This is a genomic window from Bradyrhizobium sp. B117 (genome assembly GCF_038969555.1).
GTDB lineage: Bacteria > Pseudomonadota > Alphaproteobacteria > Rhizobiales > Xanthobacteraceae > Bradyrhizobium.
This window is the reverse complement of sequence record NZ_CP152414.1, coordinates 7,730,580-7,752,675: the sequence shown is the minus strand read 5'-3', so window position 1 is coordinate 7,752,675 and position 22,096 is coordinate 7,730,580. Positions and strand designations below refer to the sequence as shown.

18 protein-coding genes are annotated in these 22,096 nt (G+C 65.7%); 10 read left to right on the top strand and 8 right to left on the bottom strand.

The genetic code is table 11. The features are described 5' to 3' along the window. Positions 1–287: 287 nt before the first annotated feature. Genes AAFG16_RS37555 through AAFG16_RS37530 form a run of 6 tightly spaced genes read left to right on the top strand, consistent with a single transcriptional unit; the run spans position 288 to position 7,580 of the window. Positions 288–1,754, top strand: coding sequence for an FAD-binding oxidoreductase (locus AAFG16_RS37555; RefSeq protein ID WP_342733481.1), 1,467 nt, complete (start codon positions 288–290; stop codon positions 1,752–1,754). 13 nt (positions 1,755–1,767) lie between these two features. Further along, the gene (locus tag AAFG16_RS37550; protein ID WP_283081366.1) at positions 1,768–2,853 is read left to right on the top strand and encodes an ABC transporter substrate-binding protein; all 1,086 of its coding nucleotides are present in this window, start codon (positions 1,768–1,770) and stop codon (positions 2,851–2,853) included. Continuing rightward, positions 2,850–3,983, top strand: a complete 1,134-nt coding sequence (locus AAFG16_RS37545) for an ABC transporter ATP-binding protein (RefSeq protein WP_342733478.1) — start codon at positions 2,850–2,852, stop codon at positions 3,981–3,983. The genes AAFG16_RS37550 and AAFG16_RS37545 overlap by 4 nt, the downstream gene beginning before the upstream one ends. 2 nt (positions 3,984–3,985) lie before the next feature. Next, positions 3,986–5,752 carry an ABC transporter permease subunit gene (locus AAFG16_RS37540; RefSeq protein WP_342733476.1) on the top strand — a complete coding sequence of 589 codons (1,767 nt, stop codon included), beginning with the start codon at positions 3,986–3,988 and terminating at the stop codon, positions 5,750–5,752. Between the two features lie 31 nt (positions 5,753–5,783). Continuing rightward, entirely contained in the window at positions 5,784–6,689 is a 906-nt protein-coding gene (dapA, locus tag AAFG16_RS37535; protein ID WP_342733474.1) for a 4-hydroxy-tetrahydrodipicolinate synthase, read from the top strand. Between the two features lie 12 nt (positions 6,690–6,701). Beyond that, positions 6,702–7,580, top strand: coding sequence for an IclR family transcriptional regulator (locus AAFG16_RS37530; RefSeq protein WP_342733472.1), 879 nt, complete (start codon positions 6,702–6,704; stop codon positions 7,578–7,580). Positions 7,581–7,790: 210 nt separating this feature from the next. On the opposite strand, the gene AAFG16_RS37525 is transcribed toward AAFG16_RS37530, so the two are convergent. The 5 genes from AAFG16_RS37525 to AAFG16_RS37505 form a co-directional block, all read right to left on the bottom strand. Continuing rightward, positions 7,791–8,885 carry an alkene reductase gene (locus AAFG16_RS37525; RefSeq protein WP_342733470.1) on the bottom strand — a complete coding sequence of 365 codons (1,095 nt, stop codon included), beginning with the start codon at positions 8,883–8,885 and terminating at the stop codon, positions 7,791–7,793. Positions 8,886–9,080: 195 nt separating this feature from the next. After that, on the bottom strand, positions 9,081–9,584 hold the full coding sequence (locus tag AAFG16_RS37520) for a DUF1993 domain-containing protein (RefSeq protein ID WP_342733468.1): 504 nt from the start codon (positions 9,582–9,584) through the stop codon (positions 9,081–9,083). 239 nt (positions 9,585–9,823) lie between these two features. Continuing rightward, positions 9,824–11,125, bottom strand: coding sequence for a lytic murein transglycosylase (locus AAFG16_RS37515; protein WP_342733466.1), 1,302 nt, complete (start codon positions 11,123–11,125; stop codon positions 9,824–9,826). A gap of 104 nt (positions 11,126–11,229) precedes the next feature. Continuing rightward, positions 11,230–13,170 (bottom strand): glycosyltransferase, encoded by a 1,941-nt coding sequence (locus AAFG16_RS37510; protein ID WP_342733464.1) that lies wholly within the window; start codon positions 13,168–13,170, stop codon positions 11,230–11,232. Next, positions 13,167–14,507: an HlyD family efflux transporter periplasmic adaptor subunit gene (locus tag AAFG16_RS37505; protein ID WP_342733462.1), complete on the bottom strand. Its 1,341-nt coding sequence runs from the start codon at positions 14,505–14,507 to the stop codon at positions 13,167–13,169. The genes AAFG16_RS37510 and AAFG16_RS37505 overlap by 4 nt, the downstream gene beginning before the upstream one ends. 284 nt (positions 14,508–14,791) lie before the next feature. On the opposite strand from AAFG16_RS37505, the gene htpX reads away from it, so the two are divergent. Next, positions 14,792–15,751 carry a zinc metalloprotease HtpX gene (htpX, locus tag AAFG16_RS37500; protein WP_342733460.1) on the top strand — a complete coding sequence of 320 codons (960 nt, stop codon included), beginning with the start codon at positions 14,792–14,794 and terminating at the stop codon, positions 15,749–15,751. A gap of 135 nt (positions 15,752–15,886) precedes the next feature. Then, entirely contained in the window at positions 15,887–16,528 is a 642-nt protein-coding gene (locus AAFG16_RS37495) for a tetratricopeptide repeat protein (RefSeq protein ID WP_342733458.1), read from the top strand. Between the two features lie 181 nt (positions 16,529–16,709). Here AAFG16_RS37495 and AAFG16_RS37490 read toward each other — a convergent pair whose 3' ends face one another. Together AAFG16_RS37490 and AAFG16_RS37485 are read right to left on the bottom strand one after the other, a co-directional pair. After that, positions 16,710–17,060, bottom strand: coding sequence for a hypothetical protein (locus AAFG16_RS37490; protein ID WP_283081354.1), 351 nt, complete (start codon positions 17,058–17,060; stop codon positions 16,710–16,712). Positions 17,061–17,223: 163 nt separating this feature from the next. Further along, positions 17,224–18,027: a hypothetical protein gene (locus tag AAFG16_RS37485; protein ID WP_342733456.1), complete on the bottom strand. Its 804-nt coding sequence runs from the start codon at positions 18,025–18,027 to the stop codon at positions 17,224–17,226. Between the two features lie 258 nt (positions 18,028–18,285). On the opposite strand from AAFG16_RS37485, the gene AAFG16_RS37480 reads away from it, so the two are divergent. Then, complete coding sequence (locus tag AAFG16_RS37480; protein WP_283081352.1) at positions 18,286–18,579, top strand: antibiotic biosynthesis monooxygenase; 294 nt, start codon at positions 18,286–18,288, stop codon at positions 18,577–18,579. A 191-nt stretch (positions 18,580–18,770) separates the two neighbouring features. Here the strand turns inward: AAFG16_RS37480 and AAFG16_RS37475 are convergent, their stop codons facing one another. Continuing rightward, on the bottom strand, positions 18,771–20,216 hold the full coding sequence (locus AAFG16_RS37475; RefSeq protein WP_342733453.1) for a short-chain fatty acyl-CoA regulator family protein: 1,446 nt from the start codon (positions 20,214–20,216) through the stop codon (positions 18,771–18,773). A 231-nt stretch (positions 20,217–20,447) separates the two neighbouring features. Here AAFG16_RS37475 and AAFG16_RS37470 point away from each other — a divergent pair, with 231 nt between their 5' ends. Beyond that, positions 20,448–22,082, top strand: coding sequence for an isocitrate lyase (locus AAFG16_RS37470; RefSeq protein WP_027564329.1), 1,635 nt, complete (start codon positions 20,448–20,450; stop codon positions 22,080–22,082). Positions 22,083–22,096: the final 14 nt, after the last annotated feature.

Below are 22,096 nucleotides of genomic sequence, written 5' to 3'. Positions count from 1 at the left end.
CGCACGCTCGCTGTCATTCCCCGCGAAGGCGGGGAATCCCGTCCGCCGCGGCCTCTCGATTCAATCACCGACGTCACGGAGTACTGGATGCCCCGCCTTCGCGCCTTCGCGGGGCATGACAGCGATGGTGCTAAGGCACGTTTCCGCCTGCAGGCAACCGATCGCGCGCGCCCCCCGCTTGACTCCCTGTCACGCCGAATTCATAGTTAGCATAATGCGATTGAAGTAATCGTATATCGATTACTTCAAGGCGCGGGGCCAGCGTCGGCCCGTTCCGGGAGGCTGTGATGGCATTGATCGAGGCGTTCAGGCAGTTGCTGGGCGACACGGCCGTGCTGACTCGCGAGGAGGACCTCGCGGGCCTGACCGAGGATTGGCGCGGCCGGTTTCAAGCACCGGCGCTCTGTGCCGTGCTGCCCTCGACCACGGAGCAGGTCGCGGCGATCGTCCGTCTCTGCGTCGCGCACCAAACGCCGGTGCTGCCGCAGGGCGGCAACACTAGCCTCTGCGGCGGCGCGACGCCGTCGGGGCAGGGCAAGCCGCCGGTCATCGTCGCGCTGACGCGCATGCGCCGGATCCGCTCGCTCGATCTCGTCAACAACACCATGGTGGTCGATGCCGGCTGCGTGCTGGCGACCATCCAGGAGAGCGCGGCTGCCGCCGGCCGGCTCTATCCTGTCAGCCTCGGCGCCGAAGGCTCGTGCCAGATCGGCGGCAACATCGGCACCAATGCTGGCGGCACCGGCGTGCTTCGCTACGGCAACACGCGCGACAACGTGCTCGGGCTCGAGGTCGTGCTGCCGGACGGATCGATCTGGGATGGCCTTTACGCGCTACGCAAGAACAACACCGGCTACGACCTCAAGCATCTCTTCATCGGCTCGGAGGGGACGCTCGGCATCATCACCGGCGCGGTACTGAAACTGCATCCGCTGCCGACGGCGGAGTCCGTCGCCTGGCTCGCGGTCGACAGTCCGCAAGCGGCGCTCAAGGTGCTCGGCCTGTTCCAGGCCGCCTGCAATTCACGGCTCTCCGCCTTCGAGCTGATGAACGCGAAGCAGATCGAGCTGGTGCTGGAGCAGGTGCCGGGCCGGCGCTGCCCGGTCGCAGAGATCAACACCTGGCACGTTCTCGTCGAGCTCTCCGACACCGGCGATGCAGCCGCGCTCGCGGCGACGATGCAGGCGGTGCTCGAACAGGCGTTAGAGGCCGGGCTGGTCAGCGACGGCGTCGTCGCCACCAGCGAGGCGCAGCGCAAGGCGATGTGGCTGGTGCGTCACAGCGTGTCGGAAGCCAACAAGAAGGCCGGAGTCGGCCTGACGTCGGACACCGCGGTGCCGGTCTCGACCGTGCCTGATTTCATCGACCAGGCGATGGCGGCCGTGCGCGCGATCGTGCCGGACCTGCCGTTCATCATCGTCGGCCATATGGGCGACGGCAACATTCATTTCATTCCCTTCTTCAGCTTTGCCGAATGGGACGCGCTGCCGGAGCGCGACGAGACTGCACAGCGGATCCGCCGCGCCATGAACGACGTCGCCAGCTCGCTGCGCGGCACCTTCAGCGCCGAGCACGGCGTCGGGCGCACGCTGACCGGCGAGATGACCCGCTACAAGCCGCCGGTCGAGCTCGCCTTGATGCGGGCGGTGAAACAGGCGTTCGACCCGTCTGGTCTGTTCAATCCCGGCCGCGTTCTGCCGCCGCCATCGGCGGCTGAGGCGGCCGCCGCTTCACCGACCAATACAACATCGTAGAGAGGGGACTGACATGACCAACGCACCGAAGATCATCACCTCCCGCCGCCGCCTGCTGCTGGGCGCAGGGGCTGGCGCCGTCGCGCTCGCCGCGCCCTCCGTCTGGTCGCCGTCCCGCGCCGCAGGCAAGCGCATCGTCGTGCGCGACGACGGCGGCATCTACACCAAGGCCTACGGCGCCGTGTACTACCGGCCCTTCACCGAGGCGACGGGCATCGAGGTCGTCGGCGTGCAGGCCAACGCCGAGCCGGTCGCGCAGATCAAGACCATGGTCGACACCAAGAACTACACCTGGGACATGGCCAAGATCTCCTGGCCCGCGATCCAGATCCTGACCACCGGCGCCAAGCAATATCTGGAGAAGCACGGCCTCGAAGCCGAGCCGGTCATCAAGTCGATCCCGGCCGAATACGCATCGCCCTACGGCGTTGCCACCAACGTCTACACCACCGTGCTGGCCTATCGCACCGACGCCTTCAAGGGCCGCAAGGCGCCGCAATCCTGGGCCGATTTCTGGAACGTGGCGGATTTCCCCGGACGCCGTTCGGTGCGCAAGCATCCCTTCGACACGATCGAGGAAGCGCTGATGGGCGCGGGCGCGCCGACCGCGCAGGTCTATCCCTGCAATCTCGACAAGGCCTTTGCCTCGCTCGACAAGATCAAGTCGCAGGTCGCCGTGTGGTGGACCAGCGGCGCGCAGGTCGAGCAGATGCTGACCTCTGGTGAGATCGACCTGCTTCCGACCTGGGTGTCGCGCGCGCAGTCCGCGCAGGCGGCCGGTGCGCCCGTCGAGATCGTCTGGAACCAGGGCATCTGGGGTGCCGACAATTGGTCGATCCTCGCCGGCACGCCGAACGCCGATGCCTGTCGCGAGTTCATCAAGTTCGCCTCCGATCCGAAGCGGCAAGCGGCGCTCGTCGAATATTTCCCGGCCGGCCTGACGCAGCCGGAGGCCTTCAACTACGTCAAGCCCGAGGTCGCGAAGAACTGCCCGACCTATCCTGACAACATCAAGGCTGGTCTGAAGATCGACGCGAAGTTCTGGTACGACAACCAGGCCGCCGTCATCGAGCGCTTCAACAGCTGGATCCTGGCTTGACCGGCAGGGGAGGCGTCAAGGGATCGGAGCGGCCCATGGTCTCGTCGAGCCTGCGCATTCACGAGTTGTGCAAGCGCTACGGTGACTTCGTCGCGCTGGCGCCGACCAGCCTCGACGTCGCGAGGGGCGAATTCCTCACGCTGCTCGGTCCGTCCGGCTCGGGCAAGACGACGCTGCTCAGCCTGATCGCGGGCCTCGCCCATCCCGACGAGGGACGGATCCTGATCGACGACGCCGATGTCACGCATAGCCCGGCCTATGAGCGCGATATCGGCGTCGTGTTTCAGAACTACGCGTTGTTTCCTCACATGACGATCGAGGACAACATCGCGTTTCCGCTCAAGATGCGGAAAGTGTCCGACGCGGAGGCGCGCCGGCGCACCGCCGAGGCGCTGGAGACGGTGCGGCTGCCGCATGTGGCAAAGCGCTATCCGCGCGAGCTGTCCGGCGGCCAGCAGCAGCGCATCGCCCTGGCACGCTGCATCGTCTATCGCCCCGCGATCATTCTGATGGACGAGCCGCTCGGTGCGCTGGACAAGAAGCTGCGCGACCAGATGCAGCTCGAGATCAAGCGCATCCATCGCGAGCTCGGCACCACGATCGTCTACGTCACCCACGACCAGGAAGAGGCGATGACCATGTCGGATCGCATCTGCCTGATGAATGCGGGTGCGATCGAGCAGCTCGGCACGCCGCAGGATCTCTACTTCCGGCCGCGCTCGCTGTTCGTTGCCGACTTCCTCGGCGAGTCCAATCTGCTCAGCGCCACCGTGCGCGGCGTCGACGGCGACGGGCTCGACATCGTCCTTGCCGAGCAGGCGGGGTCATCGCGCGCGGTCGGCAATGGCAGCAGTTTCGCCGCGGGCGAGCCGATCAAGGTCATGGTCCGTCCGCAGAATCTCGTGGTCGGCGGGGCGGGCGACGGCCAGCTCAGCGGCCGGCTCGTGGACGTGATGATCAGCGGCAGCCTGACGCGGCTCTACATCGCCCCGGAGACGGCGGGCCTGCCGCAGCTCGTCGCAGCGCATCCGACCCGCAGCGGGGCGGCGCCCTACGAGATCGGACAGCTTCTGTCGCTCGGATGGAATGCGGCTGACGCCGTCGCCATCCGCGACGGGAAGGGGATCTGAGCTTGGCCGCCCTGCGCACGATATCGCGGAGGCTGGCCTGGACGCGGGCCGCGATGGGCGCGCCGCTCATCCTGCTGCTCGTGCTGTTCCTGGTCTATCCCGTCGGCCAGCTGCTGCTGCTCAGCGTCTACGGCGACAATGGCTTCACGCTTGCCCAATATCGCCAGCTCTTTGCCTCGTCGGTTTATGTCGATGTCCTGCTGATCACCCTGAAGATCTCGCTGGTCACCACGCTCGTCTGCATCGCGACGGGCTACCCGATCGCCTATCTGATCTCGGTCGCCGGCAAGGACCGCAAGACGACGCTTCTGTTCTGGGTGCTGCTGTCGTTCTGGACCAGCTTCCTGGTCCGCGCCTTCGCCTGGATCGTGCTGCTCGGGCGCAACGGCGTCATCAACAAGACGCTGATCTCGCTCGGCATCATCTCCAGTCCCGCGAGCCTGCTCTACAATTTCGGCAGCGTCCTCGTCGGCATGGTGAACGCGCTGCTGCCGCTCGCCGTTCTGACCATGCTCTCCGTGATGGAGAACATCGATCGCACCTTGCGGCGCGCGGCCGCAACCCTCGGAGCGCGGCCGGGCATGGCGTTCTGGAAGATCTATTTTCCGCTGTCGCTGCCGGGTGTCGCCGCGGCAGGGATCATGGTGTTCGTCACCGCGATCGGCTTCTTCATCGTGCCGGCGCTGCTCGGCGGGCGCCGCGAGACCATGATCACGCAGCTCATCATCGACCAGGTCCAGCAGACCATGAATTGGGGCTTTGCCGGCGCGATCTCGGTGCTGCTGCTGCTCGTGGTCCTCATCGTCTTTGCGGCCTATGACCGGCTGCTCGGCCTGTCGTCCATGACCGGCGCATCCGCGCCGCGCAACGCGGCGCCGTCGCGCGTGTTCGCCCCGGCGCAGAGGGCGGGAGATGCGCTCCTGACGCTGCTCGGCGCGATCTCGGACGGAGTCCTCCGCCTGCTGCCGTCACGCCGTCGCGACCGCAATCCAGATCAAGCCGGCCTCGGCTTGCGGGCCTTCGTCTGGACCATGCTGCTCGTCATCAGCGCGCCGACCATTCTGATGATCCCGCTGTCGTTCGGCACCGGCGGCCTCAACTGGCCACCGCAGGGCTTCACCCTGCATTGGTACGAGACGGTGCTGAATTCGCCGGTCTGGACCCAGGCGTTGTTGCGCTCGTTGCTGGTCGGAATCGGCACTGGGCTGCTTGCCATGTTGATCGGCACGCCGGCCGCGTTCCTGCTGGTGCGCAGCGACATTCCCGGCAAGGCGGCGTGGCTCGCCTTCATCCTGTCGCCGATCGTCGTGCCGCGCATGATCATCGCGGTCGGCCTGTTCTACGTCTTCGCGCGCATGGGGCTCGTCGGCAGCGCCTTCGGCCTCATTCTCGGCCATACCGTCGTCGCGGTGCCCTATGTGGTCATGACCATGATGGCCGTGCTGCGCAATTACGACACGCGGCTCGACCATGCCGCGCAGAGTCTCGGCGCGCGCCCGCTTGCCACGTTGCGCTACGTCACCTTCCCGATCCTCGGGGCCGGCATGATGTCGTCGTTCCTGTTCGCCTTCGCGACCTCGTTCGACGAGCTCACCATCGCGCTGTTTGCCACCGGCGGCTTGAACGCGACGTTGCCGAAGCAGTTCTGGGACGAGGTGACGCTTCAGGTCTCGCCCGCGATCGCCGCCGTCTCGACCTGCCTGTTCGTTTTCATGGGGCTTCTCATCTTCGTCGCCGAACGCCTGCGCCGGCGTGCTGCCGCGAGATAGCCGTCCCGCATCCCAACCAGAGGTTCACATCATGCTCACTGCCAATCGCCTCCGCGGCCTGTTCCCGGCCATTCCGACCCCGGTCAAGGCCGACGACACCATCGATGCCGGCGCGGTCTCGGCCATGTTCGCCTGGCTCAACAAGCAGGGCATCGACGGCGTGGTGCCGCTCGGCGGCACCGGCGAATACGGCGCGCTCGCCCGCGCCGAGCGCATCAAGATGGCTGGCCTGTCGGTGAAGGCGATGGCGGGCAAAGGCCCGGTCATCGCCGGCGTGCTCGACACCGGCTTCCACGATGCCTTGCAGGCCGGCCGTGAATTCGCAGCCGAAGGCGTGGACGGGCTCCTCGTTCTTACGCCATATTATACCAACCCGACTCAGGCCGGCGTTCGCGACTATTTTCTGCGTTATGCCGATGCTTCGCCGGTGCCGGTCCTGATCTACGAGATTCCCTATCGCACCCGGATCGCGATCGAGCCCAAGATCCTGCATGAGCTGTCCAGGCATCCCAACATCATCGGCATGAAGGCCTGCAACCTCGACATGTACCATTTCCTCCAGGTCGTGGCCGGAGTCGACGAGAGCTTTGCGGTGCTGAGCGGCGAGGACAGCCTGTTCCCGCTGCATCTCGCGGCGGGCGCCAAGGGCGGCATCATCGTCACCGCGTGCTTGTTGCCGCGCGCCTGGCGCCAGATCTTCGAAACGGCGACGGCGGGCAAGACGGCGGAGGCGTTGAGCCTGCATCGCCGCCTGATTCCGCTGATGAACATGGCCTTTGCCGAGACCAATCCGGGGCCGATGAAGGCGGTGATGGACATGGTCGGCGTCGAGGCGCCGCGCATGCTGGCGCCGCTGCTGCAGCCGGCGCCGGCACTCGTCGCATCCCTCCGCGCCGAGCTCGGCCGGCAGCTGGCGATCTCGGAGGGCGTCGCATGAGAGGATGGCAGCATGGCGCGTAGCAGCCGCGCGGGCGACGGCCGGCCTGCGAAGGCAAAGGCCGCCAAAGCCAGCACGAAGTCCGCGGCGAAGGCGACGGGGAAGGCCGACGAGCAGCGCTCGTCCCTGTTCGTCGGCTCGACCGAGAAGGCGTTCCAGGTCCTGCATGCCTTCGACGGGCCGCAGCGCTACATGACGCTGGCCGACATCGCGCGCGCCGCTGATCTCGACCGCAGCGCCACCCAGCGCCTGGTCTATACGCTCGAGACGCTCGGCTATCTCAAGCGGATCGAGGGCACGCGCAATTACGGCCTCACCTCGAAGGTGCTCCAGTTCTCGCACAGCTATCTCAAGGCCAACGATCTGATCGATCGCGCCTCGCCCTATCTGCTGGAGATCAGCCGCAATCTCGGCGAGACGACCAATCTGCACGAGCTGGATGGAGACGAGGTCGTCTTCGTGGCGCGCTTTCCGGGCGCGCATCTCATCAACATCGACATCGTGATCGGCAGCCGGCTGCCGACCTTCTTCACGGCGTCGGGTACCGCAATCCTGTCGGCGTTGCCCGAAGAAGAGCGCCTCGCACTGCTCGAACGGACGCCGCTCGAACCGCTGACACCTTTCACCGTGACCGACCCAAAGGCGCTGCTGGAGCGCGTGCGAGTCGCCGCCCAACGCGGCTACGCCGTCATCATGAACGAGACCGTGATGGGCGACATTTCGGTCGCCGCCCCCATCATCGACGAGCACGGCCGCGCCGTCGCCGCGATCAACATCTCGGTGCCGACGACGCGCTGGACCAAGGAGCGTGCCGAGGCCGAACTGGCGCAGCACGTCCACGTCGCCGCGACCTCGATCTCCAAATCGAAGTTCAACCGCTACGCGGCCTGAGGTGGTTCTGGGCAAGAGAAAAGGCCGGGAGCGATCCCGGCCTTTTTCTTTTCTTCGCCTCTCCCCGCGTGCGGCGAGAGGCCGTATCGCATCGCAGATGCGATACGGGTGAGGGGGACTCTCCGCGAGTCCAACTGTCACCGTCCTTGCGGAGACTCCCCCTCACCCCAACCCTCTCCCCGCAAGCGGGGAGAGGGAGAGGAGGCAGCTCTACTTCGCTGCCGCCAGCGCCGGGTAATCCGTATACCCCTTCGCGCCGCCGCCGTAGAACGTGTTCTTGTCCCAGTCGTTCAGCGCCGCGCCCTGTTTCAACCGCTCGACCAGGTCGGGGTTGGAGATGAAGGGCTTGCCGAAGGCGATGAGGTCGGCCGCGTTCGCGTCCAGCACCTTGGTGGCGAGATCGAAATCGTAGCCGTTGTTGGCGACGTAGGCGCCGGAGAAGCGCTTGCGCAGGGACGCATAGTCGAAGGGGGCGACGTCGCGCGGCCCGCCGGTGGCGCCCTCGACGACGTGGAGATAGACGAGCTTCAGCGCGCTGAGGCCGTCGACGATATGGTCGTACAGGGCCTGCGGGTCGGAATCCGAGATGTCGTTGGCCGGCGTCACCGGCGAGATGCGGATGCCGGTGCGATCGGCGCCGGCTTCAGTCGCGACGGCCTTGGAGACTTCCAGCATCAACCGCGCGCGGTTCTCGATCGAACCACCGTAAGCATCAGTGCGCTTGTTGGCGCCGTCCTTGGCGAACTGCTCTAGCAGATAGCCGTTGGCGCCGTGGATCTCGACGCCGTCGAAGCCGGCCTCGAGCGCATTCTTCGTGGCGCGCTTGAAGTCGTCGATGATGCCGGGAATCTCGGAAAGCTCGAGCGCGCGCGGCTCGGACACGTCGGCAAAGCCGCCGTTCACGAAGATCTTGCCCTTGGCGCGGATCGCGCTCGGCGCCACGGGGGCTGCGCCATTCGCCTGAAGATCGACATGCGAGATGCGGCCGACATGCCAGAGCTGGATGAAGATCTTGCCGCCGCGCTCATGCACCTTGTCGGTGACCTTGCGCCATCCTGCGACCTGCTCCTTGGAGTAGATGCCGGGAGTGTCCTGGTAGCCCTGGCCCTGTTGCGAGACCTGGCTCGCCTCGGTGATCAGCAGGCCCGCGGAGGCGCGCTGGCTGTAATAATCGGCGGCGAGCGCGCCGGGTACGAACGTGCCGGGAACAGCGCGGTTGCGCGTCAGCGGCGCCATGACGAAACGGTTGGCCAGCGTGATCGGGCCGAGCTTGTAGGTCTCAAACAATTTGGTCGAACGACTCATGGGATTGCTTCCAGGCGGTGAGAGGTCAGCAACACTTGTGCATTGCGATAACCCGCGCAAGGGAGGAGCCATTCGGAAAGTGCAGGCGAGCTACGCGCGGGGGCCGCGCGTAGCATAATTCATGTGCAATTTAGGCCACGACAGCAGAATCCCGCTGCCGCGGCCGTGCGATTGCGCAAATCAGGTCAGGCCCAATCAGTTCAAACCCATGAAATCGCGCTTGCCGATCTCGACACCGTTGTGACGCAGGATTCCGTGGGCGGTCGCGCAGTGGAAATAGAAGTTCGGCAGCGAGAACGCGCTCAGGAACTGCTGGCCCTTCAGGGTCGTGGTCTTATCGGGCCCGCTCGGGAAGGTGACGTCCTTGGCCTCGGCGCCCTCGAACTGCTCGGGCTTGAACGACTTCACATAGGCGATGGTTTTCGCCAGCCGCTGCTTCAGTTCTTCGAAGGTCTTTTCGGTGTCGGGATTGGAGGGCACCTCGCTGTCGGTCAGGCGCGCGCAGCCCTTGGTGGCGAAATCGCTGACGAGCTGGATTTGCTTCGACAGCGGCAGCATGTCCGGGAAGAGGCGGGAGCCGAGCAGCACGCTCGGATCGATCTTTTTGGCCGCGCAATGTGCCTCGGCCTTGGTGGGCAGGCCCATGAGGCTGTTCAGCATTTGCAGATAGGCGGGGACGACGGCGTCGTAGAAGGACATGTGATGCTCGCTTCGATGGTGGGAAATCTCAGGAGAAAACCTGAGTCACTCACATGGGAATCTCATGGAATAATACAATCGTGGAAGTAGCTTGTGCGGTGCGAAAATTCTATTGGCCGCAAAGTCAGTGTCATCGCCCGCGAAGGCGGGCGATCCAGTACGCCGCGGCCACTGTGATTGAGCCGAGAGGCCGCGGCGTACTGGATGCCCCGCCTTCGCGGGGCACGACAGTGGTCGGCTTACCGCACCACTCCCGCCGGCTGCGCCTGTGCCGTGCCGCCGCGCATCCGCGCCAGCAGCTCGGCGGTCGGCCAGGAATCCGCCGGCAGGCCGTATTTGATCTGCATCGCCTTTACCGCGGCGCGGCTCTGCTGGCCCAGCACGCCGTCGACCTTGCCGACATTGAAGCCGGCCTGGACCAGCAGCTGCTGCAATTGTTTGAGCTCGTTGAACGGCAGCTGCGCGACTGGCTGGGCGGGTTTTCGCATCGGCGCGGCACCGGCGATGCGCGAGGCGAGATAGCCCGCGGTGGTCGAATAGATCAGCGAGTTGTTCCACTCGGTGTAGGCCGCGAAATTCGCATAGGCCATGAAGGCCGGGCCAAAGCGTCCCATCGGCAGCAGCACTGAGGCTGCGAGATTGTCGTTCGGCAGCGGCCGTCCGTCGGGATAGGTGACGCCAAGCTGCGCCCATTTCGAGCGCGGCTGCTGCACGGTGAGATCAGTCTGCTCCCACGGCAGATTCTGCGGCACCTTGATCTCCTCCAGCCACGGCTCGCCGCGCCGCCACTTCAGGCCGTTGGCGATGTAGTTCGCGGTCGAGCCGATCACGTCGGGGCTCGAGCGCAACAGATCGCGCCGTCCGTCGCCGTCATAGTCGACAGCGTAGTTGACGTAATGCACCGGCAGGAACTGCGTCTGCCCGAGCTCGCCGGCCCAGGAGCCGATCATCTCGTCGGGCGTAAGATCGCCGCGGTCGATGATCTTCAGCGCGGCGATGGTCTCGTTCACGAACATCTCCGAGCGGCGGCAGTCATAGGCCAGCGACACCAGCGATTTCAGCGTCGGCAGATTGCCCATGTTGGCGCCGAAGTCGCTCTCCAGGCCCCAGAACGCAGCGATCACCGCCGGCGGCACGCCATACTCCTTCTCGGCGCGCGCGAATGCCGCGGCGTATTGCTTGATGTGCTGCTGGCCGTTCTGCATGCGATAGGGCGCGGCCATGCGGCCGGCAAATTCGGTGAAGAGTTGGCCGAACACGCGCTGGCCGCGGTCGCGATTGACGATGCCCTGATCGTAGACGAGGTAGGGCGAGGCCTCCGCGATCGTCCGCTGCGACACGCCGGCGGCGACCGCCTGTTGCTTCACGTCGGCCAGAAAGCGATCGAAGCTCGCCCCGTTGTGGCACGACGCCGCGCGCGGAGACGACGCGGCGGCCTTTGGCGTCGCAGGCCTTGCGGGGGGCGGTGCGAACTGGGCGGAGGCGGTGGCGGAGCATGCGAGGAGCGCGACGGCCGCGATCAGAAATCGGGTCTGGACCATAAGGGTTCCGGCAGGGAAGGACGGACGAGGATTCGCCCGAAGTCTAGGTGAAGTGACGGCCTCAGGCCATCCTTTCCATGCCACGCCACGACGCGGAATGCGAGTTAGCCAAACAGTCGCATCAAGAGTGCCTTGCCGACCGGGAGCGCCCGCACGCCCCGATAGGCACGCACATATTCGCCGGCATAGAACGCCCGGATCGCGTGCACGCGCGTGTCCATGCCCTCCTCGAAGCGAACCGCAAAACCGTCCGCCGTCCGCCGCACCACGATGGCCGCGATCGAGCGGCCATAGATCTGGCACGCGATCGAGCTGCCGGGACGCGGTGGATCGAGATCGATCAGCCGGGCGCCCGTGATGGAAATGTCGGCAAGCCGCGCCAGATGCGACTTGCCGTCCTGGCGCAGCAGCACGGATTCGTTGCGGTGAAAGCGTTCCGCCTTGCGCTTGCGCGGCTGCTCGATGCAGACGAAGCAGACCACGGTGAGGATGAACGCGTTGTAGAGGCTCCAGGCGAGCGCCAGCCCGCCATAGGCGATGTTCTCGCCGCGCAGATGCAGGATGAAAGCGTAGGCGATGGCCGCGAGGGTGATGAGGAGCGCAGTGCCGTAAATTCGCAGCAGCGGCCATTCGACGAACCTGTTGTCGCGGTCGCCGCCTTTCGCGGTGACCTTGAATTTGTGCCCCTGCGGCTTCAGCAGGCCGGCCGCCACCGCCTTCAGCACCGCGGGCGCGGCGATCAGTTGCGAGACGTCGGTCATCATCGCGAGCGAACGTCCCTGCGACAGCCAGGCCATGCTGAGTCCGTGCCAGACGTAGAACGGCAGGAAGAAGCGGAGCAGCTCGGTGAGGTCGGCCTGCACCGCCTTGATGCCGAACAGCAGGAACAGCCAGGGCACGACGAGACCCGCGACCTTCGAGGTGTAAACCGCGGCCCAGCTCATGAAGGCGTCGACCAGCGAGAGGCGATCGATGAAGGAGAGTTTTGACATTCGTGAAAGCGGTCCGCTGCGGCCGCGGACGATCTGCATGAAGCCGAGACACCAGCGGACGCGCTGGGTGATGTATTCCTTCAGCCCCTCCGGTGCCAGCCCGATCGTCAGCCGTTCGTTGAGATAGACCGTGGTGAGGCCGATTTCCTTCAGGCGCAGGGTGACGAGATAGTCCTCCGTGACGGAGTCGGTCGGGAAGCCGCCGATCTGCACCAGCCCGGCGTAGCGGATCAGAGAAGACGTGCCGCAGCAGAAGGCGACGCCCCAGGCGTCCTTGGCCGGCATCAGGATGTCGAAGAAGTAGCGCTGCTCGTCGGGCCAGACGTCGGTCGCGGCGAGATTGGTCTGGATCGGATCGGAATTGATGAAATGCTGCGGCGTCTGCACCACGCCGACCGGGGAGTCGTCCATCAGTGAGATGGTTCGGGCCAGGAAGTCCGGCCGCGGTACGAAATCCGCATCGAGGATGGCCACGAATTGCGGCGGCTCCGCCAGCGCGCCGACATGCTTGAGCGCATGGTTGATGTTGCCGGCCTTGGCGTGGCGGTTGTCGGGCCGCGTCAGGTAATGGCAGCCGAGCTCGCCGGCGAGCCGCCGCAGCCAGGGCCGCCTTCCGTCGTCGAGCACCCAGACGCGATAATGGCCGTACTCCATGCCGGTGGCGCCGATGATCGTGCGCTCGAGGATCGATCGCTCCTCGTTGTAGGTGCAGATGAACACGTCGATCAGCGGCGCGCGCGGATCGCTGGCGCGGCCGTCGATCCTGGCCGCCCTGGTGCGGTCGCGCGTGCGGCTGAGGAACAGCAGCGACAGCGCAACCGCAACCAGTGAGGCGGCCTCCAGCAGCATGAAGGGATAGCCGGTCATTGCATCTGCCGTCAGGCATGGCGGAGGCAGGGTCGAAGTCACGCGCCAATGGAGATAACGAAGCAGCAGCGCCAGCGACACCACGGCCAGGAACGAGCGGGCCATCGTGCTGTCGCGCCTCAGCAGCGGCACGATCGCCATGAAGGCGCCGAGCGCGATCAGGCCGGGCGTCAGCGCCATCGTCACGATGCGCCTTCGCGGCCGGCAAACACGACACGGCCGGTGCGTCCCACCGTGCAGCCGTGGGCGGCGGCATCGGCAAGCGCAACGGTCACGCGGTAAGGCTCCTTGCTCAGCGCGTCCGGATTGATCGCGAGATTGGCGGGCGCGCCCGCGGCCCCGGTCAGATTGACCACCGTGCCCGAGATCGGCGCGCCGCCGTCGTTCGGCTCGAACGTGGCGTGGTCTCCGAGCTGCAGGCGGTTGTAGACGTTCTCGGTGACATTGGCGGTGATGACGGCGGTGCTGCAATCGAGCACCTTGAGCAGCGGCTGTCCGGCCTGCACGTCCTCGCCGGGCGAGGTCATCATCTCCCAGACGCGGCCTGCAACAGGCGTCGTGATGTTGGCCTCGGAGAGATCGGCGAAGCGGACCTCCTCGATGATGATCTCGTTGGCGAGCCAGGCAATCTCGGTGTCGGTGCGTGCGAGATCGGCCTCGAGGTCGCTGGCGCGCTGGCGCATCTCCTCCTCGCGCTGCACCGAGCTCGGGCGGTCGTTGTAGCTGTCGCCGAGGAACGAGCCGTTCTGTGCCGCGGCAAGCTCGACCTTGGCGGCATCCAGCCGCTTGCGCGCGCCGAGCTCGGTCTGCTGCGACACCGAGAGCTCGCGCGTCAGCCGGGCGAGCTCGACGGTCGAGACATTGCCGGATTTCGCCAGCGACGAGGCGCGCTCGACCGCGGCGCTGGCCTCGTCGCGCCGCGCCGCGGCCGCTTCGATCGAGGTCTGGATCTCGGCGATGCGGGCTTCGAGCTGGAGCACCCGTCCGTCGCGGAATTGCGCGGCCTGCCGTGCCAGATCCTTCTGTGCCGCCTGCGCGGAGGCGAGCTTGGCGGCAAGGCTCGGCCGCTCGTTCTCCAGGCGCGATTTCTGCCGCCGGAGATCGTCGAGGCGGGTGCGATCGCCACGCGAATTCACGACGCGCAGGACCACGGTTCCGGCGTCCAGCCTGGCTCGATCGGTGATGCGGTGGGCGGCCGCGACGCGGCCACCGATCGGCGTGCGCAGGGTGACGAGGCGGGAATTCAGCACAGCCTCGACGCTCGAGTATTCCCAGATCGCGCGCAGCGGCAGCCAGCCGAACACGGCGATGATCGCAAGCCCGATCGCGATTTTGGCGCCGCGTCGCAGATGCGGCCAGCGCCGCCCGGATTCGGGCGCGGCCTGCGCTTCGGGCCCATGGCCCACCTCGTCATTGGCGAACACATGTTCTTGCAGCGCCTCCTGCAATCCTTTCGCGTCAGTCTTCGTGTCTTGAGGGGAGGGTGCGGGGTCGACGGAAGCGGCGCGCGAGCGGTCCATCATGACGGTCACCTTGCTGACGGGAGCCAACGGAACCGGTCAATGCGCGAGGCCGGCGCAGCGTGCCCGGTTACCGTGCATTAAGCCCAAGCTGCACTTTCCAGGTTACTAAGCTCCCGGGCGCGTTTTTGCGCGAATCCCGGTCAAGCTTTAGCGAGGCAGGAAAGGCTGACCGCGCATCCATGAATCTGCGGCCCGGCGACGCACGAACCTTGCGGTGGCCGCCCGCATTCATACTTCGAAGATGCCGGCCGAAGGCCCGCCCGCGGCCGGTTTGGGAGACGGCCATGAACTATCTTCGTACCGCAATGCTGCTCGCAGGCCTCACCGCCCTGTTCATGGGCGTGGGCTATCTGATCGGCGGTGCCTCGGGCGCCATGATCGCGCTCGTCATCGCGGCTGCGACCAATCTCTTCACCTACTGGAACTCCGACCGCATGGTGCTCTCGATGTACGGGGCCCATCAGGTCGACCGCACCAGCGCGCCGGAACTGGTCGGCCTCGTCGCCGAGCTTGCCGGCCGCGCCGGATTGCCGATGCCGCGTGTGTTCGTGATGGACGAGCCGCAGCCCAATGCGTTCGCGACCGGCCGCAATCCGGAAAATGCCGCCGTCGCCGTCACCGTCGGACTGATGAACCAGCTCAGCCGCGAGGAGCTCGCCGGCGTGATCGCGCACGAGCTCGCGCATATCAAGAACCACGACACGCTGCTGATGACCATCACCGCCACCATCGCCGGCGCGATCTCCATGCTGGCGCAGTTCGGCATGTTCTTCGGCGGCCACCGCGACAACAACAGCGGCCCCGGCATCGTCGGCTCGATCCTGATGATGATCCTGGCGCCGCTCGGCGCGATGCTGGTGCAGATGGCGATCAGCCGCACGCGCGAATACGCCGCGGACGATCTCGGCGCGCGCATCGCCGGGCAGCCGATGTGGCTGGCCTCGGCGCTGGTGAAGATCGAGGGCGCGGCGCATCAGGTCCCGAACTTCGAGGCCGAGCGCAATCCCGCGACCGCGCACATGTTCATCATCAATCCGCTGTCGGGCCACGGCGTGGACAATCTGTTCGCCACTCATCCCTCGACGCAGAACCGCATCGCGGCGCTCCAGCGGCTTGCGGCTCAGCTCGGCGCACATGCGGCGCCCTCGGTCGGCGCCAACGAGAATTATCCTCCGCAGGGACCCTGGGGCCAATCGTCCTCGCGCGGGCCTTCTCGTGGCCCTTCTCGTGGCCCCTGGGGCTGATGGAACCGGTCGGGAATTGCGTCTGGCTTTGTGACCTGGCGCACACAGGATGGCCCTGTCCGGTGTTAACACGCAGGCGAGAGATTTCCTTCGAAAGGGGATGCGTGGCCGGCCTGCCGCCGGTCACGGTCGAAGATGACCAGAACTGCCGTACCATTGCTGATCGTCCTTTGCGTGCTCATCGGGCTGTCCACGCACATGGTCGTCAATTGCGGCGACGAGGACGATTCCGACATCTGCTCGGCTGTGATCGGCTTCTCGCCGCTGCGCGGCTCGCTGATCGCCTTTGCCTATGAAGGGCGCGGCCGGATCGCGCTGCGCCATGGCGACTTCCGCCGGGCGATTGCCGATTTCGACGAGGCCATCCACCTCAATCCCAACCGCGCCGCGCTCTATCGCGACCGCGCGCTGGCGCGCCGGCAGAACGGCGACCTCGCGCTCGCCATTGAGGATTACGACGAGGCGATCGCGCATGATCCCAAGCTCGCCGCGCCCTATCACCAGCGCGCCCTGGCGCTCGCTGCGACCGGCGATCTCGACCGCGCTATCCTGAGCTACAACACGGCGATCCGCCTCGACCCGTCGGATGCGCAGGCCCGCCTCGACCGGGGCCTTGCCTTCCTCGCCCGCGGCCAGGCCGACGACGCCCGCGCCGATTTCGAGGCCGCGGTGGCGCTGCCCGCTGGCAAGGACGCCCGCACCCGCGAGGCCGCGCGCGCCAAGCTCGCCGAGCTCGCGAGCGCCGAGCCGGCCCAGGTGTCGGCGCCAAGAAGGTAGGAGTTACCTAAAGCGGCATTCGCCGCTGCACCCTCTCCCCTTGTGGGAGAGGGTGGCTTCGCTGCAAGCGAAGCCGGGTGAGGGGTCTCCATCCTCACGAACAGTCTTGCGAGCGGAAAGAACCCCTCATCCGGCGCTTCGCGCCACCTTCTCCCGCAAGGGGAGAAGGAAGAAAGCGCGCCTACTTCGCCTTCTTGGCTTTCGCCTTTTTTGCCTTGGCCTTCTTCGCCGGCTTGTCTTCCTTCGGCTTCTCCGCCTTCACCGCAACCGGTGTGCTGGCGGCGAGGCGCATCGACCTTGCGTAGCTGTCGGCGACGTTGTCGGCGGACATCTGCAGGCGCCTGGCGGCGGCGGTGGCCTGCTCCATGGTGGCCTTGGCCATCATCTTGAAGCGCTCGCCGGTCTCCTTGCCCTTGGCCTTGGCCGCGAGGCCGTTGTAGCGATCCCGCCGCTCCTTGGCGCGGGTCATCAGGCCCGTATGCAGCTGTCTGGCCAGTTGCCGGATCACGACATCCAGGTCGGCGTCCGCCATGTTGTTCTATCCTCTTGAAAAACAGGTATCGATGCGGGCGGGACTATGCAGATCGGGCCCCACCTTGGCAATTCCTCCCCACGCGTCATCCGCAGCTTCCGGTTAGCAAAACAAAAAAGCCACGCTGTTGGCGCGGCTTTTGGAGTGGGTTGGCGCAGGCGCCTTATTTCAGCGAGGCGACCGGGCCGCTCGAGGCCGCCGGATCGGGGTCGAAGCCGAACACGCCGACCAGATATTTGTAATAGTCCGGCATCTTCTCCTTGAGCGCCTCGCGCGACTTCGGGTCGTGGAATTCGCTTTTTCCCGCCAGGAAGATGCTGCCGGTCACGGCGAAGAACTCCATGGGATTCTTCATCGCATAGGATTCCTTGGGCAGGAGGTCCTTGGTCTTGGCCAGCGCATAATAGAGGATCACGCCCTTGTTGGCGTAGCCGTCCGGCAGCAGCCGGGCGTGATAGGCGTGCAGCAGCTCGTGCAGCAGCACGGCCTCCTTCTCGTAGCGCATCATGTCCGGCCGCAGCATGATGACGCCGAGGCCCGAATCGACCGCGAGGTCGACGGCATTGGGATTGGTCCAGCGCTGCTTGTCATGGTCCCACACCGTCAGCGTGCGCGGTGCGCTGCGCTGGATGTCCGGGGTGACGCGGCCGTAGCAGGCGGTCGCGGCGCCTTCGTCGAGACAGGCGAGCTCGCTCGCGACGATCGGGACGGTGCGGAAGAAGCGCAGCACGCGCGGCGACAGGCCGGATGCTTCGACGACGTCGATCTGCTGCTTCACATTCTCGGTGAGCTTGTCGACATCCTTGCGCTCGGAATTCTCCGTGAGGTCGAACATGTAGCCGCGATAGCTCTGGAAGCCCGGCGGCAGCGGCGCAGCTGCGCCAGCGGCATCGAGCGAGCCGGCATGGGACGGATTGGCGAAAAGCGCGCCGACAATGGTTGCGGTCAGCAGCAACGCAATGCGCATGATGAACCCCCTGATGTCACTTCGCCCGGCAGGATAGGCCACCGTTGTTTGCGAAAAGTGAGTGGGGCAAGACTAAGGCGCCGATGTTGAGGCGTGCTTAACCGCTGGTTGCAGATCGCGAGGATGGGTTAGGGCCGGGTTAACCAAGGCCAACGCCGCGAGCGCTAGCCCATCGCCGTCATCCTCAGGATGACGGAATCGGCTATCGGGTGTAGGTTGAACAGCACCAAGATTCAGACAGCCGGAAGGGAGGATGCCATGTATGCCGCCATCCGTCAGGCCAAGGCGAAAAGCGGGAGCGCGGAAGAGCTGGCGCGCCGCATCAAGGACGGCGCCGTTCCCATCATCAGCGACGTTGACGGCTTCCGCGCCTATTACGTCGTCTATGCCGGCGACGATACGGTGACCGCGATCTCGATCTTCGACAAGTTCGAGCAGGCTGAGGAAGCGAACAAGCGCGCCATCGCCTGGATCGAGAAGGATCTGGCTCCGCTGTTGGCGGGTCATGCGAGTGCCGCCGCCGGGCCGGTGATCGTGCATACGCTGGCGTGAGGCGGGTCAGTCACGCCTCATTTTCCACTGTCATGCCCCGCGAAGGCGGGGCATCCAGTACTCCGCGGCGTCTCGGTTCAATCACAGCCGCTGCGGCGTACTGGATCGCGCGCCTTCGCGGGCGATGACAGCGGTGGGTGTAGCGGATGCCTTCCGCCAAACGCGAAGCAGTGCCCGCGCGATTCCGGCCCTCACAACTCCCGCGCATTCGAGAACGCGAAACTCGACACCCGTCTCGTCGTCTCGTCCAGGATCAGCGTGCGCGTGATCGGCGGCTCGGCGCGCTGGGCGCAGTTCTCGCGCTCGCAGAGGCGGCAATTGACGCCGATCGGCGTGCCCTCGGTCTTCTCGAGGTCCAGGCCGGCGGCGTAAGTGAGGCGCGCGGCGTGGCGGATCTCGCAGCCGAGGCCGATGGCAAAGCGCGGCTGCGGCAGCGGATGCGGCGCCACGGGCCGGCGCACCATCTGCGCGATCGAGAAATAGCGCGTGCCGTCGGGAAGCTCGATCACCTGCTTGAGCAGGCGATCCGGCGTGTCGAAGGTCGAGTGCACGTTCCACAGCGGGCAAGTGCCGCCGAACTTCGAGAACGGGAACGTGCCGGACGAAAAACGCTTGGAGACGTTGCCGGCATTGTCGACGCGCAAGAGGAAGAACGGGATGCCGCGTGCGTTCGGCCGCTGCAGCGTGGTGAGCCGGTGGCAGACCTGCTCGAAGCCGGAATTGAAGCGCTGCGCCAGCACGTGGATGTCGTAGTTGAGCGCTTCGGCCGCAGCGAGGAACGCCGGATAGGGCATCATCACGGCCGCCGCAAAGTAATTGCCGAGGGTGATGCGGAACAGCCGTCGCGGCGCGTCGTCGAGCGGGCCGGCACGGCCGATGATGGTCTCGAGGGCTTGCGCGCATTCGCCTAGGCCGAGCTGGAAGGCGAGCTGGAACGCACGGCCGGGCGGGTCGACCAGCTCGGAGATGAGCAGCTGACGGCGATGGCGGTCGAAACGGCGCAGCGTCTCGCGCATCACGTCGACAGGCATGATGCGGGTCTGGATCGAGTGCTTTTCACGCAGGCGCGCGGCGAGCGCGGCATAGAGCTCTTCGGCCGGCACGTTCAATTCGTCGCGCAGCGTCTCCGCAGCCTGCTCCAGCTCCGGAAAATAGTTGCGGTTCGCCTCGATCAGCTCGCGCACGCGCTCGACCGGATTGGCCTCAAAGCGCGTGCCGACGTCGCGGTCGGCCATCTGCGCGGCCGCCAGCGTCTCGCCCTGGCGCGCCTCGGTGTAGGCGGCATAGAGCCGCTGCAGCGCATGGGTGACGCCGGGGCAGAGCTCGGCGAGGTCGCGCAGCTCCTGCTTGGGCACGTCGATCTGGCGGAACAACGGATCGGAGAAGATCTCGTTGAGCTCGGCGAAGAAGCGGTCCTCGTCGGCGGTGGCGAGGTCGCGCAAATCGAGATCATAGGTCTCGGCCAGCCGCAGCAGGATCTGCGCCGTCACCGGGCGCTGGTTGCGCTCGATCAGGTTGACGTAGCTCGGCGAGATCCCGAGCCCCTCGGCGATCTGGGTCTGCGACAGCCCCAATTGCTGCCGGATCCTCCGGAATCGCGGCCCGACGAACAGTTTCTTCCCGGATTCGGCGGGCATTTCCCAGATCTCCGTGCGTGAACGACAGTCTTGCTGACCTAAATTTACAAAGTTTACAAAATAACATCTATTACATGTTCTGATGTTACATGACATCACCATTCAAATACAAGGCCTCTATACGAACTTCCCTTTCTCGCGTTTAGCTCATGACACGCATTTCGCAATGCACTGTCAAAAATGTCGATGGCGAAGCCGAAGGCTCCGTCATCATCGAGAAGGATCAGGCACATGAATTACCAGCCCCGCGGCATTAGCGCCCTTGAGCGTCCGGCGTCCTATCAGAGCGAGATCGAGGCAGCCCAGGCGCTGCTTCAGACCAAGCCGACCTGGAACGGGGTGACGGCCGAGGCCGTCGCGCGCATGCGCCTGCAGAACCGCTTCAAGACCGGCCTCGACGTCGCCCGCTACACCGCGGCGCTGATGCGCGCCGACATGGCGGCCTATGACAAGGATCCGACCAAGTACACCCAGTCGCTGGGCTGCTGGCACGGCTTCATCGCCCAGCAGAAGCTAATCTCGGTCAAGAAGCATTTCGGCGGCAAGACCGATCGCACCTATCTGTATCTCTCCGGCTGGATGATCGCGGCGCTGCGCTCCGAGTTCGGCCCGCTGCCCGACCAGTCGATGCACGAGAAGACCTCGGTGCCGGCGCTGATCGAGGAGCTCTACACCTTCCTGCGTCAGGCGGACTCGCGCGAGCTCAACGACATCTTCCGCCTGCTCGACAAGGCGCGCAAGGAAGGCGACAAGACCCGCGAGAAGGAGCTGATCGAGAAGATCGACAACTTCCAGACCCATGTCGTGCCCGTCATCGCCGACATCGATGCCGGCTTCGGCAACGCTGAAGCGACCTATCTGCTCGCCAAGAAGATGATCGAGGCGGGCGCCTGCGCGCTCCAGATCGAGAACCAGGTTTCCGACGAGAAGCAGTGCGGCCACCAGGACGGCAAGGTCACCGTGCCGCATGACGTCTTCCTCGCCAAGATCCGCGCCTGCCGCCACGCCTTCCTCGAGCTCGGCGTCGAAGACGGCATCGTCGTGACCCGCACCGACTCGCTCGGCGCCGGCCTGACGCAGCAGATCGCCGTCAGCCATAAGCCCGGTGACATCGGCGACCAGTACAACAGCTTCCTCGATTGCGAGGAAATCACCGCTGAGAACGCCCGCAACGGCGACGTCATCATCAACCGCAACGGCAAGATGATGCGTCCGAAGCGGCTGCCCTCCAACCTCTACCAGTTCCGGCCCGGCACCGGTGCCGACCGCTGCGTGCTCGATTGCATCACTTCGCTCCAGAACGGCGCCGACCTGCTCTGGATCGAGACCGAGAAGCCGCATATCGAGCAGATCGCCAGCATGGTCGACCGCATCCGCAAGGTCGTGCCGAACGCCAAGCTCGCCTACAACAACTCGCCGTCGTTCAACTGGACCCTCAACTTCCGTTGGCAGGTCTACGACGCGATGAAGGAAGCGGGCCAGGACGTCAGCAAGTACAATCGTGCCGAGCTGATGAAGGCGGAGTACGACGACACGCCGCTGGCGAAGGAAGCCGACGAGCGCATCCGCACCTTCCAGGCGGATTCGGCCAAGCGCGCCGGCATCTTCCACCACCTGATCACGCTGCCGACCTACCACACGGCCGCGCTCTCGACCGACAACCTCGCCCGCGAGTATTTCGGCGAGCAGGGCATGCTGGGCTACGTCAAGAACGTCCAGCGCGCCGAGATCCGTCAGGGCATCGCCTGCGTGAAGCACCAGAACATGGCCGGCTCCGACATCGGCGACGACCACAAGGAATACTTCGCGGGTGAAGCTGCCCTCAAGGCGGGCGGCGCTCACAACACGATGAACCAGTTCGGCTAACGCACCACGCGCTT